The sequence below is a fragment of the Streptomyces sp. NPDC056128 genome, from assembly GCF_042263835.1.
GTDB lineage: Bacteria > Actinomycetota > Actinomycetes > Streptomycetales > Streptomycetaceae > Streptomyces.
Map to the genome: position 1 here is coordinate 182,782 of NZ_JBHJVQ010000002.1, position 16,626 is coordinate 199,407.

At 75.6% G+C, this 16,626-nt stretch carries 10 protein-coding genes; 1 reads left to right on the forward strand and 9 read right to left on the reverse strand.

Going from position 1 to position 16,626, the window contains the following annotated elements; translation table 11 throughout:
* Nucleotides 1-61: 61 nt before the first annotated feature.
* Both ACFC1X_RS04805 and ACFC1X_RS04810 read right to left on the reverse strand, forming a co-directional pair.
* Nucleotides 62-3,397 carry an FtsX-like permease family protein gene (locus tag ACFC1X_RS04805; RefSeq protein ID WP_376348806.1) on the reverse strand — a complete coding sequence of 1,112 codons (3,336 nt, stop codon included), beginning with the start codon at nt 3,395-3,397 and terminating at the stop codon, nt 62-64.
* A 165-nt stretch (nt 3,398-3,562) separates the two neighbouring features.
* Entirely contained in the window at nt 3,563-3,976 is a 414-nt protein-coding gene (locus ACFC1X_RS04810; RefSeq protein WP_234960292.1) for a globin, read from the reverse strand.
* Nucleotides 3,977-4,042: 66 nt separating this feature from the next.
* Here ACFC1X_RS04810 and ACFC1X_RS04815 point away from each other — a divergent pair, with 66 nt between their 5' ends.
* Nucleotides 4,043-5,017: a methyltransferase domain-containing protein gene (locus tag ACFC1X_RS04815; protein ID WP_376348807.1), complete on the forward strand. Its 975-nt coding sequence runs from the start codon at nt 4,043-4,045 to the stop codon at nt 5,015-5,017.
* Nucleotides 5,018-5,034: 17 nt separating this feature from the next.
* On the opposite strand, the gene ACFC1X_RS04820 is transcribed toward ACFC1X_RS04815, so the two are convergent.
* The 7 genes from ACFC1X_RS04820 to ACFC1X_RS04850 form a co-directional block, all read right to left on the reverse strand.
* A complete protein-coding gene (locus tag ACFC1X_RS04820; RefSeq protein ID WP_376349766.1) occupies nt 5,035-6,885 on the reverse strand; it encodes an FHA domain-containing protein in 1,851 nt (616 codons plus the stop codon).
* Between the two features lie 47 nt (nt 6,886-6,932).
* Entirely contained in the window at nt 6,933-8,279 is a 1,347-nt protein-coding gene (locus tag ACFC1X_RS04825; RefSeq protein ID WP_376348809.1) for a VWA domain-containing protein, read from the reverse strand.
* 117 nt (nt 8,280-8,396) lie between these two features.
* A complete protein-coding gene (locus tag ACFC1X_RS04830; RefSeq protein ID WP_376348810.1) occupies nt 8,397-9,797 on the reverse strand; it encodes a PP2C family serine/threonine-protein phosphatase in 1,401 nt (466 codons plus the stop codon).
* A 3-nt stretch (nt 9,798-9,800) separates the two neighbouring features.
* The gene (locus ACFC1X_RS04835) at nt 9,801-12,548 is read right to left on the reverse strand and encodes a tetratricopeptide repeat protein (RefSeq protein ID WP_376348812.1); all 2,748 of its coding nucleotides are present in this window, start codon (nt 12,546-12,548) and stop codon (nt 9,801-9,803) included.
* A gap of 22 nt (nt 12,549-12,570) precedes the next feature.
* Complete coding sequence (locus ACFC1X_RS04840; protein WP_376348814.1) at nt 12,571-13,905, reverse strand: hypothetical protein; 1,335 nt, start codon at nt 13,903-13,905, stop codon at nt 12,571-12,573.
* Between the two features lie 54 nt (nt 13,906-13,959).
* Nucleotides 13,960-15,003 carry a glutamate ABC transporter substrate-binding protein gene (locus ACFC1X_RS04845; RefSeq protein ID WP_376348816.1) on the reverse strand — a complete coding sequence of 348 codons (1,044 nt, stop codon included), beginning with the start codon at nt 15,001-15,003 and terminating at the stop codon, nt 13,960-13,962.
* A gap of 64 nt (nt 15,004-15,067) precedes the next feature.
* Nucleotides 15,068-16,531, reverse strand: coding sequence for a hypothetical protein (locus ACFC1X_RS04850; RefSeq protein WP_376348818.1), 1,464 nt, complete (start codon nt 16,529-16,531; stop codon nt 15,068-15,070).
* Nucleotides 16,532-16,626 lie beyond the last annotated feature (95 nt).

Genomic DNA, 16,626 nt, shown 5'->3' on the forward strand with positions numbered 1-16,626 from the left:
GCTCGCGCGGTGGACGGGGCGCTCGCGCGGGTGACGGCCCCCGCGGCGGGGCGAACGTGGATCACCGCGCCTCACCTCCCTGCTCGCGCAACGCCGACGCCGGGTCCGTGCGGCGCAGGGCCAGGGCCGCCGTGACCAGGAGGGGCGTGACGGCGACACCCGCAAGGAGGAGCGCGACCCGGCCGGCGGGCAGGGCGACCAGCACGTCCGGGACCGGGTGGGTGGCCTGCGGGGTGAGCACGATCAGGGGGATCACCGCCCGGGTCAGCACCGCGCCCAGGGCCGTGCCCACCAGCAGGGCCAGGACCAGCAGCACCGCCTGCTCGACGGCGACCGTGCGGGCCAGCCGGCGGCGCGGGGCGCCCAGGGCGCGCAGGATCGCGAACTCGGCGCCGCGTTCCCGCAGCGACCCCGTCGCGCTCACCGCGAAGCCGACCGCCGCGAGCGCCGCCGCCACTCCGGCCGCCGCGGTGAACGCCGCCTCCGGGCCGGCGCCGAACGGGTCGTCGCGCAGGCCCGCGGCCAGTTCGTCGCGCACGACGACCTGCGAGGGCTCCAGGTCCGGGAAGGCGCGCAGCGCCGTGACGACCCCGCTCGTGCCGCCGGGTTCCGGACGCAGCCACCACTCGGTGGGGGCGAGGGCCTCGCCGTACTCCGCCTGGAGCACCCGGTTCACGGACGGCAGGTCGAGCAGCAGGGCGCCGCCGTCCTTCGTGGCGGTCGTGGCGGTCGTGGCGGTCGCCGCGGTCGTCGCGTCGGGCGCGGCCGTGGTCGGCAGGGCGCGGACCGAGCGCACGATCCGCACCGGGAGGCTGTGGCCGTCGAGCTGGACGTCCACGCTCTGCCCGACGCGGGCGCCCGCCGAGTCGAGGTACCGGTCGGTCGCGACGGCCGTGAGCCGCGGCGGCGCGGGCTGTACGACGTCCAGGCGCAGCGTCACCGCCGACGTCAGGGTGCTGTACGGGTCGGCCGGCTGGTACCCGGTGCCGTATTCCACCGACGGCGGTCCGGACGGGGCGAGCCGGGGCTTGGTCGGACTGGTGTCTCCGTCCGGCGACGAGGACGGCCCGTCGCCGCGCACCGAGGCCGTCCAGGAGCGGGGCAGCGCCGGGCGCCGCACGGTCCCGTCGGCCGCCGTGGCGGTCAGCTCCGTCAGCGTCAGGCGGTGCCGCTCCGCGCGGCCGACCGGCTGGGCCGTGACCAGTTCCACGCCGGTCACGGTGAGCGGGCCGCCCGGGGAGACGTCCAGCTCCAGCGTGTGGCGGCGGCCGTCCGCGGGCAGCTCGCCGGCCGGCAGCCGGAAGGGGACGCCGTAGCGGTCCCGCACGGTGACCGTCACGTCCGCCGGTCCCGTGGCGCTCTCCCCGCCGCCGCCCGGGCCGCCGCGCAGGGTGGCGGTCACCCCCAGCCGCACCGTCCCGGCGGGCACCTCCGCGCCCGCCGCCCGCTCCTCCGTGCCCAGCGCGGCCAGCAGCGTCCCGGCCGGTTCGTCGGACAGGTCCGGGCGCAGCAGCATCGTGTCCGCCGCGCGCCCGGTGTCCAGCGCCAGCACCGTCGCCGCGCGGTCGGCGGACAACTGCAGCGTGGAGCGCGCCGCGGGGGCCACCTCCCGTACGCCCTCGACGTCCGCGTAGGTCTCGGTGCGGCCCGGGCCCACCGAACCGGTGGCCAGGACCCGCACCGGGGCCCCGGCCAGGAAGTCCGCCTGGTCGTCCTGCGAGCGCTCCCAGGAGGTGCCCTGGCCGATCGCGAGCATGCCCAGGGCCACCGCGAGCACCAGCAGCAGCACCGGACCGGCGCCGCGCATCGGCCGGCGGCTGAGCTGCCAGCCCGCCAGCGCCGAGGTCAGCCCCCGCCCGCCGGCCGCCCGCCGCTCCGCCAGCCGCGCCACCGGCGGCAGCAGCCGCAGCGTCAGCACCGTCCCCGCCAGCAGCGCCAGCGCGGGCGCCGCCACGAGCAGCGGGTCGATGCCGAGGGCCCCGGTACCGTCGCCGCTCACCGCGCCCGAGGTCTGCCGGGACAGCTGCCAGTACGCGACGCCCGCGACCACCAGCAGCCCGACGTCGGCACCGGCGCGCAGCGGAGCGGGCAGCGCGCGGGCGCGGCCCCCGGCGTTCAGCGAGGAGGCCAGGGCCGGCAGCGTCACCGCCAGCGCGCACCCGAGGGCCGCCGCACCCGCCGTCAGCCACACCCAGCCGCCGCCCCAGGCCGGTACCTGGAGCCGCAGCCCGATCCGGTCCAGCGACCCCTGGCCGGCCAGCAGCCGGGTCAGCGGCCCGGCCAGCAGCGGCGCGAGGACCAGCGCCGGGACGGCCAGCAGCAGCGCCTCCAGCGCGGCCAGCGACCCCAGCCGCGCCCGGGAGGCGCCGCGCGCCCGCAGCAGCCGCCGCTCGGCCGCGCGCTCGGCGCTCAGCAGCCGGGCCACCAGCAGCAGCGCGCACCCGGCGAGCAGGGCCAGCTGGAGGGCGACGACCAGCAGCGTGGAGCGGGAGACCAGCAGGGAGCGGTCGAGCCGGTCGAGCACCTCGGGCAGGGAGGTGGTCGCCGCGGTGGAGCCGCTGAGGACCGGGCGCTCGCGCAGCCACGCCATGCCGCCCCGGGCCGCCTCCCGCAGCTCGTCCGTCCGCCCGGCCGTCACCGAGGAGAAGTCGGCCGTCGCCAGCCACCCCGAGGGCCCCGCGCTCACCGCGCCCCCGGTCAGCACCCCGGGGACGGCGAGCAGCGGCCCGTACGTCGTGAAGCCGCCCTTCTTGACGCCGCGCCCGGCGAGGTCGTCCAGCCGCCAGTAGGGGGCCGCGGCATCGGCGGGCCGGTACAGGCCGGTCACCTCGACGACCACGTCCGGGCCGTCGAACCGGTCGGCGAGGGTGAGCCGGGCGCCGGGCCGGACGTCCAGCCGCTCGGCGGCGGCCGTCGGCAGCGCGACCTCGACGGCTCCGCCGCTCCCTCCGGCGCCCTCCCGCGGCAGCCGGCCCTCGGTGACGCGCACCTGCGCCGGGTCCAGGGCCGCGAAGTAGGTCAGGTCCGGGTCGTCCCCGCGCTCGCCGGGCGGCCGCAGCGTGGCGGGCAGGCTGTACGCCCCCGACCGCACCATCTCCCGGACGGTGACTGGCAGCCCGCCGAAGGTGTCCCGGGCGCCCTCGCGCACCGTGCGGTCGGCCTTCTCGCGCCCCTCCTCGGGCACGTCCGCCTTGACGACCAGCGCGGTGTCCGCCGCGTTGCGGGGATCGGCCAGGGCGTGGCGCAGGGCCGCGTCGCCGACCGCGCCCGAATAGGCGGTCAGGGTCGTCAGGACCGCCGTGGTGAGCAGCACGGTGAGCAGGGCGGCGGCGAGCAGCAGGCGGTGCGCCCGCGCGCGCAGCAGCACGAACCCCGCGAATCCCCCGTACCCCGCCACCCGGTCCCCCGCCGATGTTGTCCAGACCTCTCGGCGATGCTGTCAGAGGAGCAGGTACGGAAGTAAGCGTCTGGGGCTCGGACTTGACCGGATCGTGACCGGAATCCGGCGTCGGACGACCGGAATCCGCCCGTTACCCCGCCCCGGCCCCCATGGACGGACCGGTCAGCCGGCGGTGTTGACCATCGAGGCCGCCGCGTACGTCAGGTACTTCCACAGCGTCTGCTCGTGCTCCTCGGAGAGCCCCAGCTCGTCGACGGCGACCCGCATGTGCTTCAGCCAGGCGTCGTGCGCCGCCCGGTCCACGGCGAAGGGCGCGTGGCGCATCCGCAGCCGCGGATGGCCCCGGTTCTCGCTGTACGTCGTCGGTCCGCCCCAGTACTGCATGAGGAAGAGCGTGAAGCGCTCCTCGGCCGGGCCCAGGTCCTCCTCCGGGTACATCGGCCGCAGGATCGGATCCTCGGCGACACCCTGGTAGAAACGGTGGACGAGCCGGCGGAAGGTCTCCTCCCCGCCGACCTGCTCGTAGAAGGTCTGCTCCTGAAGCGTGCCGCGCCGAATCTCATTCACGTCGTCCATGGTCTCAGACGCCTGGACATAGGACTTCGGACTTAGGTCCCCCGCCCGGGCCCGTACTGTGGAGGCATGGGCGGGCACGAGGACCTGGACCGCCTCGCGGCCTCGGCGCGGGCGGAGCTGGTGCGGGAGATCGAGCTGAGCGGTGCCTGGGCGGCCGACCCGGTCTGGCGGGAGGCGTTCCAGACGGTCCCGCGCCACCTCTTCGTGCCGTACTACTACGTCGGCTTCGGGGGCGGTTACGAACGCCGGTGGGGCGAGGACCCCGACCGGGACGCCCGGGAGCGCTGGGTGCGCGGCGCGTACGCCGACGCCCCGCTGGCGACCCGGATGCGCGACGGCGAACTGGTCTCCTCCAGCAGCCAGCCCTCGCTGATGGCGATGATGCTGGCGGAGCTGCACGTGACGGACGGCGACCGGGTCCTGGAGATCGGCGCCGGCACCGGCTACAACGCCGCCCTGCTCGCCCACCGGCTCGGCGACGACGACCTCGTCACCACCGTCGACCTGGAACCGGAGATCACCGAGTCGGCCCGCCGGCACCTGGCCGCCGCCGGGTACCGTCCGGCCGTCGTCACCGGCGACGGCGCCCGCGGAGTGCCCGAGCGCGCCCCCTACGACCGGATCCTCGCCACCTGCTCGCTGGCCTCGGTGCCGCACGCCTGGCTGGCCCAGTGCCGTCCCGGCGGCAGGATCCTGACCCCGCTCGCCACCGGGCTGGTCGTCCTCACCGTCCACGACGCGGGGCACGCCGAGGGGCGCTTCCTGCACACGCCCGCGTACTTCGTGCCGCTGCGCGGCGCGGACGCCTCCGCGCCGCAGCCGCAGGGCCTGGGCGGGGTGCCGCGCCGGGCCCGGGAGAACGACCTGTTCCGCTTCCTGCTGGCGCTGAGCCGGGGCAGCCTCGACCCGCAGGAGGCGTACGCGCTCTGGGACCGCGAGGACGCCCCGCACCGCGAGCGCTTCGGCATCACCCTCAGCGGCGCACGGGCCTGGGCGTGGCTGGACGACCCCGAGGGCCCGTACGCCTGGCCCTTCACCTGACGGACGGGCCCGCCGGGCTATCCCCGGCGGATCGTGATCGTCGTCCAGGCGCCGACGTGCACGCGGTCGCCGTCCTGGAGCGGTACCGGTACGAAGGGCTGGATCGGCTCCTCGCCGCCGTTGACCGTCGTGCCGTTCGTCGAGTTCTGGTCGACGACCGCCCAGCTGCCGTCCGGCTGCTGCACCAGCACCGCGTGCTGGTGCGAGACGCCCGGGTCCTCCGGCGGTACCGCCAGATCGATGTCCGGGGTGTCACCGGTGGAGTGCCGGCGGCGCCCGATGGTGATCTGGTTGCCGGTGAGCGTGCGCTGCTGCTCGGGCGAGTACGCGGGCAGGTTCAGGCCCGCGGCCTCGGGGCCCGAGCGGTGCATCATCGCCATGAAGTAGTCGCGGTCCGGGCCGATCGTCGCCGACCAGGTCGTCGGCTGCGGGAAGCCCTGGCCGGGCGGGGTCTGGGTGGCACCCGTCTGCGGGTAGCCGTAACCGCCCTGCGGGGCACCCGGGCCGCCGGGACCGGTGGGCGACGGCGGCGCCTGGGTGGCACCCGTCTGCGGGAAGCCGTAGCCGCCCTGCGGGGCACCCGGGCCGCCGGGACCGGTCGAGGACGGCGGGGAGAGCACCCAGTCGTCGTCACCGCCGCCGAAGCCCTGGCCGGGCGGGGCCTGAGTGGCGCCGCGCTGCGGGTAGCCGTAGCCGCCCTGCGGGGCGCCCGGACCGCCGGGACCGGACGCGGGCGGAACGGGCCCGGGCGGCGGCGGAACCGGCCGCGACGGGTCACCGCCGAACGGGGGCGGGGCCGGGGGGCCGGAGGGGGCGTTCTGGCCGCCGGGGCCACCGGGGCCACCGGGGCCGCCAGGACCGCCCGGGCCACCGGGACCGTTGGGGCCGCCAGGACCGCCGGGTCCGTTGGGGCCACCCGGACCACCCGGACCACCCGGACCATGGGGCCCAGCGGGACCGCCAAGGCCACCGGGGCCGTTGGGACCACCCGGACCACCTGGACCATTGGGCCCACCGGGGCCGCCGAAACCGCCGGGGCCGCCGGGACCATGAGGACCGTTGGGGCCACCTGGGCCGCCCGGGCCGCCGAAACCGCCGGGGCCATTGGGGCCGCCCTGGCTCCCGAAACCACCGGGACCGTTGGGTTCGCCGGAACCATCGGGACGACCCGGGCCGCCGGGACCGCCGGGACCACCGGGGCCAAACGGGCCCGAGGGGCCGTTAGGACCGCCAACCGGACCGCCAGGGCCGCCGGGTCCACCAGGGCCGCCGGGTCCGAACGGGCCCGAGGGGCCGTTAGGACCGCCAGGACCACCGCCCGGACCGCCGGGCCCGCCAGGTCCACCGGCCGGACCGCCAGGTCCACCGGGACCGGCAGGACCGTTGGGACCGCCGGGCCCGCCCGGACCCCCGCGCCCCGACGGGTCGCCGCCGAACGGCGGGCCCGGCGGGATCGGCTCGGCGGGGCGGTTCATCTGGGACGGGCGTGAGCCCTGGTAGCCGTACGCGTCACCGCCGCCGTACGACGGACCCCCCGGCGGCTGCTGGAAGGGTGCCGGGCCGCCGGAGGCCGGCGGGCGCGGGGCGGCCGGGGTGTACGAGGTGGCCGTGTTGGTGAGGAAGTTCCACCGGCACTCCTCGCAGAAGGGCGCGCCGCCCTCGCGGGGCGTACGGCACTGAGGGCACAGCTGCGGCTCGCCGCCGGGACCGCCGGGACCACCGCCCGGACCGCCGGGCGGCGGGAAGCCGTAGCCGCCGCCGGGGGGCGGTGGCGGCGGAGGGGGCGGCACGGCACCGGCCATGCGGTGACCGCAGACCTCGCACCAGTCGTCGGAACCCGACTGGTGTCCGTTCGGGCAGGTCGGCATGTCGGGGCTTCCCTCTCTTGCGGGCGTGTCGCGCGGATGGTCCTGCGTCACTTCTTCACACGAACGGTCTTGGTCGACCGGGTCTCGAGAGTCATCTCGTCGGCCTCCTCCACCTTCGCTTTCAGTCGCACAGTACCCGCCGCCGCGTCCACCACGTCCACCACCTTCGCAAGCAGTTTCGCCGTATCGCCGTTTCCGGAGACCCCCGCTAGCTGAACCGCGCGGCCCAGTTTGGCCGTTGCTCCGTCCATGTCGCCCGCTTTGCGCAGATCCAGCCCCTGCTGGATGACCTGTGCCAGTTCGGCCTGCCCGGTGTAGTGGGCGACCTGCGGGTTGATGGACGTGGAGGCGGTCATGTCGTCCGTCCACACGGCCCGTACGAGCCCCTGCGCGCCGAGGTTCTGAACCGTGCCGTCGGGCTCCGGGATGACCAGCGAGACGCGGGCGGCCAGCATCTCCCGGCCCAGCTCAGCGGCCGGTACCCGCACGCAGACGTGGTAGTCGCGGGACTCGTCGCCCCAGGAACCGGTGGGGTAGTCCCCGGCCCGCGGCCCCGCCTCGGAGCGGCGGCCGGTCAGCTCCTCGACCGTGGGCGCGACCTGCTTGACGAACGTCACGGTGGTGCCGACCGGGGTCCACAGGCGCAGCGCGACGTCCGCGACCTCCTTGCCCATGGCCGTCTCCATCATCTGCGTGAAGTCGGCGGCCAGGCCCGCCGGATCGGCGACGATGTCGGCCGTGCCGAGCAGGGCGGAGGCGATCCCTGTGACTTCTTTCACTTCCCAGTCGGTGCCCACGCCGCGTGCGTCACAGGTGAACCGCCCGGCGCAGGCGTCGAGCGCCGCCTTCAGGTCCTCCGGCGACTCGTGCTCGTTGCGGCCGTCGGTGAGCAGGATGCCGTGCCGGATGGCGACGTCCGCGGTGGACAGCAGCCGGTCGGCCAGCCGCAGCCAGGTGCCGATGGCGGTGCCGCCGCCCGCGCTGAGGCCGCGCAGTGCCTGCTTGGCCTGCGCCCGGGTGGTGGCGTCGGCGACCGCGAGCCGCCCGCCGCCGGGGTAGACCTCCTTGGCCACGTGGGTGCCGCCGACCACCGCGAAGTGCACGCCGTCGCGCAAGGTGTCGATCGCGGCGGCCGTCGCGTCACGGGCGTTGCGCATCTTGGTCGGCGGGTAGTCCATCGAGCCCGAGCAGTCGACCAGCAACGCCACGGCCGCCGACGGGCCCTGGCCCGGCGAGTACAGGTGGGGCGCGGCGACCGCGCTCCCGACCGTGCCGCCGCCGGTCGCGGTGACCGTCACGATGGCGTTGACCTCTTGGCCGCCCTCGGGCAGGTACTCGTTCTGGTAGACGTCCACCGCGAACTGCGGCACGTTCGACTTCGAGAAATTGGCCATGCCGGATCGCATCCCCCTCTACGTCCCCACGGAGGTGGGGCCTTGGCTGCTGGCACGGACCGCCCCCTGCGGCCCGCGAGGCCACCCCGCGCGCGTACCCCTACCCGTACGGGGGCCTCAGGCCGATCCTGCCCCCTGCGGCACGGCCGGGAACGGCACGAGGGCCACTGTTACGTTGTCGTGGCCCCCGCCGTCCAGGGCGTGGCCGACCAGGACGCGGGCGCCGTGCAGCGGTCGGGCGGCGGCGTCGAGGGGCATGGCGTCGGCCATCTCCTCGGCGGACTCCGCGTAGTTCCACAGGCCGTCCGTGCAGACCACGACCACGCCGGGGCGGTCCGGCTTGAAGGACGCGGTGTGCGGCTCCAGTTCGTAGGCGTCGGCGCCCAGCCAGCCGGTGATCGCGTGGGCGCGTTCGTCGGCGTACGCCTCGGCCTCGCTCATCAGACCGGCGGCGACCATCTGCGCCGCCCACGAGTCGTCCTCGGTGAGCCGGGCGGGCGGGGTGGCGCGGTCGGCCGGCACCCAGTAGACGCGGCTGTCGCCGACCCAGCCGACGACCAGCAGGCCGGCGGTGACCACGGCGCCGACCAGAGTGCAGGCGGGCGCGTTCTGGTGGGGGCCCTGTTCGCGGGCGGTGGCGGGCTCGTCGGCCAGCGCGTTGACGGCGTGCGAGGCGGCGAGGATGGCGTCGTGCATGGCCTGCTGCGGGTGCGTGCCGCGCGGCAGGGCGGTCAGCAGCAGCTCGCCGGCCGCTCGGGACGCGGCGAGCGAGGCGTCGTCGGGGCGGGTCGCGGAGGAGACGCCGTCGCAGACGATCGCGACGTTCGCGGGGGCGCCGTCGGGCAGTGCGGTGCAGCCCACCGAGAACGCGTCCTCGTTGCGGTGGTGGCGCAGGCCGCGGTCGCTGACCGCAGCGACGGGGCCCGACTCCTGCTCCATGTGGTCGCGTTCGCGGGGCTGGGCGTGCCCGCAGTTCTCGCAGTAGCCGTCGTCGTCGACGCGGCCCGCGCGGCAGGCCACGCACACCTTGTCAGCGGCGGCCGGAGCCGCTGCCGGGGCGGCGGGCGCGGCCGGTTCGGCTCCCTGCTCGGCGTGCGGCGCCGCTGAGGCGGTCAGCCGCGGGTCGGGCGCCTGCAACGGGTACTCCTCGGGTTCGCGGGGCCGGTCGAAGCGCACACCGGGCGCGGGCGGCGCCGACGGGGCCGGTGGGGCCGCCGGGGGCGGCGGCAGTGCGGAGCCGCCCGAGTCGGTGCCCGGCAGTTCGGCGGCCGCGTGCACGGGGACGGGACGGCCGTGGCCGTCCGAGTCCCGGGCCGCGGGCCAGTCCACGCCGTCCGGCGCGGGCGCCGGGGCGGGCACCACCGCGCCGCCGACGGCGACGGTCGGGTGGTCGTCGGGCCGCGGGGGCACGGCGGACAGGTCGTATCCGCACGCACCGCAGAAACGGTCACCCGACTCGAGGGGTTCCTCGCAGCTCGGGCACTTGGACACAGCGGCCTGCTGGGGCATCTGCGACATCAACTACACCCACGTCCGGGGGCGGTAACGATTTGCACGTTCCACCAGGTCGATCCTCTCCTCGCCGTCCCGCGCCAGCCGGGCCAGCGTGCGGTACGAACGCTCCAGGCCGAAGCGCAGGCCGCGTTCGTCCAGGGCGCTGCCGAGCAGCGTCCGTCCTCCGGCGGCGGGCGGGACGGAACCCCGACCTCCGGAGAGTACCCAGTCCAGCGCGCAACCGAGGACCTCGGCCGACAGTTGCTCGCGCCGCGCCGGATCCAGACCGTACACGTCCAGCGCCTCGACCTGCCGGGCGGCGGCCGTCAGGTCGTCCAGGAAGGCCACGTCGCCGGCGTTCGCCGTACGCCGCCGCAGCCGGGCCCGGACGGCCGCGACCCGCGCGGCCGTGCAGTGCACCGACGACTCCGGCACCGACTCCAGCGTCCGTACGGCACCGGTCCGGTCGCCGCCGGCCAGCTGCACCCGGGCCAGGCCGAACGCGGCGCTCACATGGCTCGGGTCGGTCGACCACACCAGGCGGTAGTACTCGGCGGCGTTGTCGAGCTGTCCCAGCACCTCCGCGCACAGGCCGAGCGCCAGCTTGGGCGCGGTCTCGCCGGGGAAGGCGTCGTAGATCGCGTCGAAGGCCAGCGCGGCGTCCTCGTGCCCGCCGGTCACCAGTGCGGCCAGCCCGCGGTACCAGACCACCCGCCAGTCGTCGGGCCGTTCGCCCTCCAGCGACTCCAGGGCCGTCAGCGCGCCGGGCGCGTCGCCGTTCTCCAGCCGGGCCCTGACCTGCCGCAGCCGCGTCTCCGTCGACGGCGCCGGCGCGGCGGCCAGCGCGGTCAGCAGCTCGCCCGGCGCGGACGCCATGAGCCCGGCCAGGAAGCCCGCGTTGGGGTCGCCCGCGTCGACCCGGGGGACCGGCAGGGCGAGGGACGCGGTGGGCGCGTCGGCGTCCTTGACCAGCCCGGAGGTGCCGCCGTCGAGCCCGCCGACCGCGCTCACCGCGCCCGGCAGCGACGCGCTCGCGCCCCCGCCGGCGGCCGCGCCCACCCCCGCGGCTCCGACCGGCCCGGCCGTCGTACCCGCAGCGCCGCCCGCAGCGCCACCCGGCGTGGCCCCCGCGACCGTCCCGCCCGGCGCTCCCACGGCCGGTCCCGTCCCGCCCGGCAGCGCGGGCGCGGACCCCGGGCCGCCCGGCAGGGACGCACCCGCGCCGGTGCCGCGCCCGCGCGTGCGGACCGTCGTCCGGGCGCCCAGCGGCGACACCTCGCCGTCCAGCCGGGGGAACAGCTCCGTGTCCGTCACGCGGACCTCGGGCCCGAACAGCGTGGAGAGCGCGGGCCGGGCACGCCCGGTCTGGAGCGAGACCACCTCGCGCAGCACACCGGTCAGCTGCTCCGCCATCTCCTGCGCGGAGGCGAACCTGCGGGCCGGGTCGGGGTCGGTGGCGCGCACCAGCAGCCGGTAGAAGGACTCGTACTGCCGGAACACCTCGATGGTGTCGGGGTCGGGCAGCGAGTCGGCGTAGACGTTGGTGTACCCCTGGAAGTCGAACGTCAGCACGGCCAGGGTGCGTCCCACGGTGTACAGGTCGGACGCCACCGACGGGCCCACGTCGGCCACCTCCGGCGCCTGGTAGCCCACCGTGCCGTAGATCGCCGACTCGTCGTCGTCCATGCGGCGGACCGCGCCCATGTCGATGAGCTTGAGCTGGTCCTCGGTCTGGATGGCGTTGTCGACCTTGAAGTCGCAGTACAGCAGCTTGCGGCTGTGCAGGTGGCCGAGCGCCTCCAGCGCCTCGATGCCGTACGCGCAGGCCTGCTCCACCGGCAGCGGGTCGCGTCTGCCCGCGGGGGAGCGGCGGGCGTTGGCGATCTCCTTGAGCGACTTGCCGCCCACGTACTCCATGACGATGTAGCCGTCGAGGGAGCCGGTGCGCTGGTCGAGGTGCTCGACGAAGTTGTAGATCCGCACGATGTTGGCGTGCTCGATCTCGGCGAGGAACCGCCGTTCGGAGATGGCCGCCGCCATCGCGTCCTGGTCGCCGGTGTCCAGCAGGCCCTTGAGGACCACCCAGCGGTCGGAGACGGCCTTGTCGACGGCGAGGTAGATCCAGCCCAGCCCGCCGTGCGCGAGGCAGCCCACCACCTCGTACTGCCCGTGCACGACGTCACCGGTCTTCAGCTTGGGCACGAACGAGTACGGGTGGCCGCACTTGGTGCAGAAGCCCTCCGTGCGGCCCGGCCGCTCGCCGCGGGACCGCCCGACCGGCCCCCCGCAGTCCGAGCGCGAGCAGAACCGCTTCCGCTCCGGCACCTCCGGACGCTCCATGACCATCTCGCGCGGGTCGGGCCGCGGGACCGCCGGGACCTCGACGAGTCCGGCGCCCAGGCGCCCCCGCGCGGTGGAGCCGGCGCCCGAACCGGAGCTGCGCACCGACACCGAACGCCCCGTGGACCGTCCCGACACGGCCCGCGAGAGGCGCCCCGACACGGAGCGCCGAGACCTCGACGAGCGTGACGAGCGCGACGACTGCGACGACGTACGCGAACTGCGGGCGCTGGAGCGCGAACCGGCGCTGCCCGCCGAACCGCGCGAGCCCCGGCCGCCGCCTCCGGTGACGCCCGTCGGGGTCGAGCCGACCATGCCGTTCGACGCGACGACCGGCGCGAGACCGCACGTGTCGCAGTACAGCTCCCCGCCGCCCATGTCCTCGTAGGTCCCGCCGCAGCCGGGACGCTGACACGTCCGCCCTGCCTCACTCATGACGCTGCCTCCCCCTCGTCGCTCATACGCCGGGCCCCGTCCGGTCCACCGGCCCGCCCTGCCCGGGCACGCGCCGCGGGGAGCCCAGCGTCTCGGCGGCCGCGTGCTGGTAGCGCAGCACGGCCTGCTCGGCGACGCGCAGGTCGCAGGGCGCGCTCCACAGCATGCGGCGCGCCTTCTCGTACTTCTCCGCCAGCTCCGGGTCCTCGGCGAAGCCGAGGCGGGCCACCTTGGCCTTGTAGGCGTCGAGCCGGCCGCGCAGCTCGGCGCGGACCGCCAGCGGGGCGGTGACGGCGGTCAACGACTCGCGGGCGCGCAGCAGTTCGTCCTCCGCCTTCTCCTCCAGGGACTCCAGGAGCGGGGAGAGCCGGTGCCACTGCGCGTGCCTGCGGTACTCGGCGGCCGCCGCCAGCTGCTCCTGGAGCACGATCGGCGGTCCGCCGACCACCGGCACCTCCGTCGCGGCGATCTTCGCCAGCACCTCGCCGCGCGCGGTGCGCGCCTCGGCGAGCGTGCGGTCCGCGCGGGAGAGCACGTCCCGCAGCCGCACGATGCGCTGCTCGGCGTCCTGGCGGACGGCCAGCACGGCGTCGATCTCGCGGCGCACCTCCTCCAGGGCGCGCGCCTCACGGTCGTACACCGTCGTGTCGGGACGGCCGCCGCCGGGCGCCGAACTGCCCTCCGTGGGCAGCCAGAAGGCCAGCGGGTCGGACACCACCCGCTCGCGCAGCCGCGTCAGGGTGCGGGTGATCCGCTCCAGGTCGTCGCCGGACGGGTGCTCGCCGGGCCGCACGCCCACGGAGTGCGCGAGCTTGCGGGTGCGCTGCAGCTCGGCGGCGAGTAAATCGATCCGGGCGGGCAGCGCCGACCACACCGCGTCGGCGGCGACGACCATGTCCAGGGAGGTCGCGTACAGCTGGTTCATCCGCTCCACCAGCGTCGCCAGGGAATAGCGCTCGCTGAGCCGTCCGGGACCGCCGTCCGGGGTGGGCGCCTGGGCGAGGGCCGCCGCACCGCCGGCCACGGTGACGGCCTCGCCGCGCAGCAGCTCCGTCAGCTCCGCCAGGTCCTCGCGGCTGGACCAGCGGCGCCGGGAGCGGATCTCCCGGGCGGTGCGCAGCGCGCCGGTGTACGCGTCGAAGTAGGACCACAGCAGCGTGATCGACGCCTCCGCGGTACTCCAGCGCTCGACCGTGACGCCGGTCAGCTCGGCGCCTTCGAGGAGTCTGCGGCCCGCGTGGTCCTGGAGGGCGAGCAGCGAGGTCTCGACCGCCTCGTGCTCCGCGCCGAGCCGCGCCAGCGCACGGTCCACCTCGTCCCGGTCCATTACCGGCCCGGTGGGTCCCGTGTCGCCCATCGATCACCCTTCGCTGTCGCGGACTCGTGCTCTCTGCCTGTGTACGGCGGCCGTTCAGCTCTTGCGCAGGTACTCCGGGGCCGGCGGCTCCGACTGCGCCGGGTCGTCGCCCATGGTCGGGGACAGCCACTCGTCGTACGAGTTCTGCCAGCCGTCGGTCCGGTCGGCGCGCCACTCCTCCAGGATCCGGTTGACCCGGCGTACCAGATCGTCGGCGTCCTTCTTCATCGCCACGCCGTAGTACTCGGTGGTGAAGGGGTCGCCCTTCAGCTGCACCGTCGGGTCCTGCGCGGCCTGGCTCGCGGCGAGCGCGCCGTCGGTGACCACCGCGTCGACCTCGCCGAGCTGGAGCCTTACCAGGCAGTCGAGTTGGTTGGGCACGGTGGTGCCGAGGTCGGCGTCGGCGGCGAGCCGGCCGTCCTTCTGGTCCTGTTCCAGTGTGCTCAGCGCGGTGGAACCGGCCGCCGTGCAGATGCTCTTGCCGGCCAGCGTGCCGTCGTACCCGGTGATCGGGGACGACTTGGGGGCGAGCAGCTGCTGGCCGGTCCGGAAGTAGGGGGCGGAGAAGGCGACCTTCTCCAGGCGGGCGCAGTTGATGGTCATGGTGCGGACCACCATGTCGACCCGGCCGTCCTGGATCGCCGGCTCGCGCTGGTTGGTGGGTATGGCCTTGAACTGCACGGCGTCCGCGTCGCCGAGGATGTCCTCCGCGATGCGGTGCGCCAGGTCGATGTCGAAGCCCTCCAGCTCGGCGCCGCCGCCGCTGTTCGGGTCGCGGTAGCCCCAGCGGTAGCTGTTCTGGTCGACTCCGACGATCAGCTTGCGCTTCTCGCCCTCGCGGCCGCGGATCTCGTCGATGGTGGGGCCGTCGGCCCCGGACGGGGCGAGGGTCTGCTTCTCCGGGGCCGGGCACTCCTGCGCGGCCCGGGCCTGGCCGCCGTGGGCGAGGCCGTGGCCGTCGTCGGCGCCGCCGCTCTCGCCGTGCGAGCGGACCAACGGCAGGAGCAGGGCGAACAGCACCGCGAGGGCGCAGGCGAAGGCCATCGCTCCTACCCCGCCCCAGCCCTTCAACCCGGTCCGCAATCGCATGGCACGCATCCTCACGCCCCCTTCGCCTCCTTCCAAGGGTTCCCCTTCCCACCGGCCGGCCGCGCGCGCCGCCTCACCGGTACTCCGACAGCCTGCGTCCGATGCCCAGCAGCGCGCCGGCCGCGCCCAGTCCCGCCAGTATCCCGGCGCCCTGGGGCAGGAGCGTCATCGCGTCCAGGCCGTCGCCGGCCGACCGCTCGAACTCGTCCTTCTCGTGCGCGAGCGCGGTGGCCAGCGAGTCGTCCACGCCGTCGAAGCACTCGACGGTGGCGCCCTCGCCGCCTATCACCAGGTCCAGTGCCTGCTGGTAGTTGCCGTAGTCGTCCTGCTCACGGGCCGAGGCGTGGCGCTTCTTCCACTCCGTCATGTTGCCGTTCGCCGCGTCCACGGGCGACTCGCCCGCCTTGTCGTCGGCGAGCCTTCCCGCCTCGGCGAGCGCCTTGCCGAGGGTGTCCATGTTCTTCCCGAAGGCCAGGTCGTAGGAGTCGTACGTCTTGTCGCCCACCTTGGTGGTCTCCGCGCCGCGCGACACCAGGGTGAGGTTCTCGTTGCCGCGGGCCTTGAGGGAGGCGATGCGGGCCTCGTTGAGCGCGTTCAGCGAGCGGACGCCGTGCTCGTAGGAGTCGGTCAGGTTCGACCGGGCGACGCTGTGGCCGACGACCAGCCAGAGCATGACGATCGTGGCGGTGGCGGTGGCGGCGACCAGGCCGTGGTTCAGGACCCGGTTGGTACGCCGGTAGTTGCGGTGCTGTGCCCAGGCCAGCGCGGCGAGCACGACGACGCCGAGGGCGATCGCGGCCCAGGGGTAGGGCTTGGCGTCGCCGTAGTCGGCGCTCAGCCGCCCGTTCTCCGTCTTGTAGAGGTCCTCCGCCGCGGGGAGCATCTCCTTCTGCATCTTCTCGTTGGCGTAGCGCAGGTAGGCGCCGCCGACCGGGAAGCCCTGCCGGTTGTAGGTGCGGGCGCGCTCGACCAGGCCCTTGTACTCGGGCAGCAGCCGGTTCAGCCTGGCGATGGTCTTCGCGGCCGGTGAGTCGGGGTCGGAGTTGGCGGCGGCGGTGACGAGTCCTTCGGCGGCGGCGCTGATGCCGTTGTCGTACCGGTCGCGGGAGTCCTTCGTCTCCTGGCCGCCGGCGAGGAAGCCGCTGGAGGCCGCCGTGTTGGCCTCGGCCAGGGAGCGGTAGATGCCGGCCGCGGCGGAGCTGAGGGGCTGGCTGCGGGTCAGCACGTCGTCGGCCGCGGTGGACCGGTCGTTCATCTGCCAGGCGGTGACGGCGCCGAAGACGACGACCAGCGCGGCGAGCAGCGCGCCGATGATGCGCAGCCGCCCGGGTTCGGTGACCGCCGCCGCGCGCAGCCGGTCCACGCCCTCGGCGAAGGCGGTGCGCCGGGGCGGGGCGGGCGGCTGCGGGGGAGCCGCGGGTGCGCCGCCGGCCGGGCCCCGTTCGGGCGCCGGAGGGCCGGACTGCGGCGGCACGGCGGGCGGCGCGGGCACGCCTGAGCCCTGCGGTGCCGCGCTGCCCTTCGGCGGTCGAGTCACTCCTGACCTCCCCCATGGTCATCCGTCGCCGCAAGTATCGCTGCCCGCACCGACATTCGCACCGGCCTTCACCCGATCTTGATTTGATCACGGTG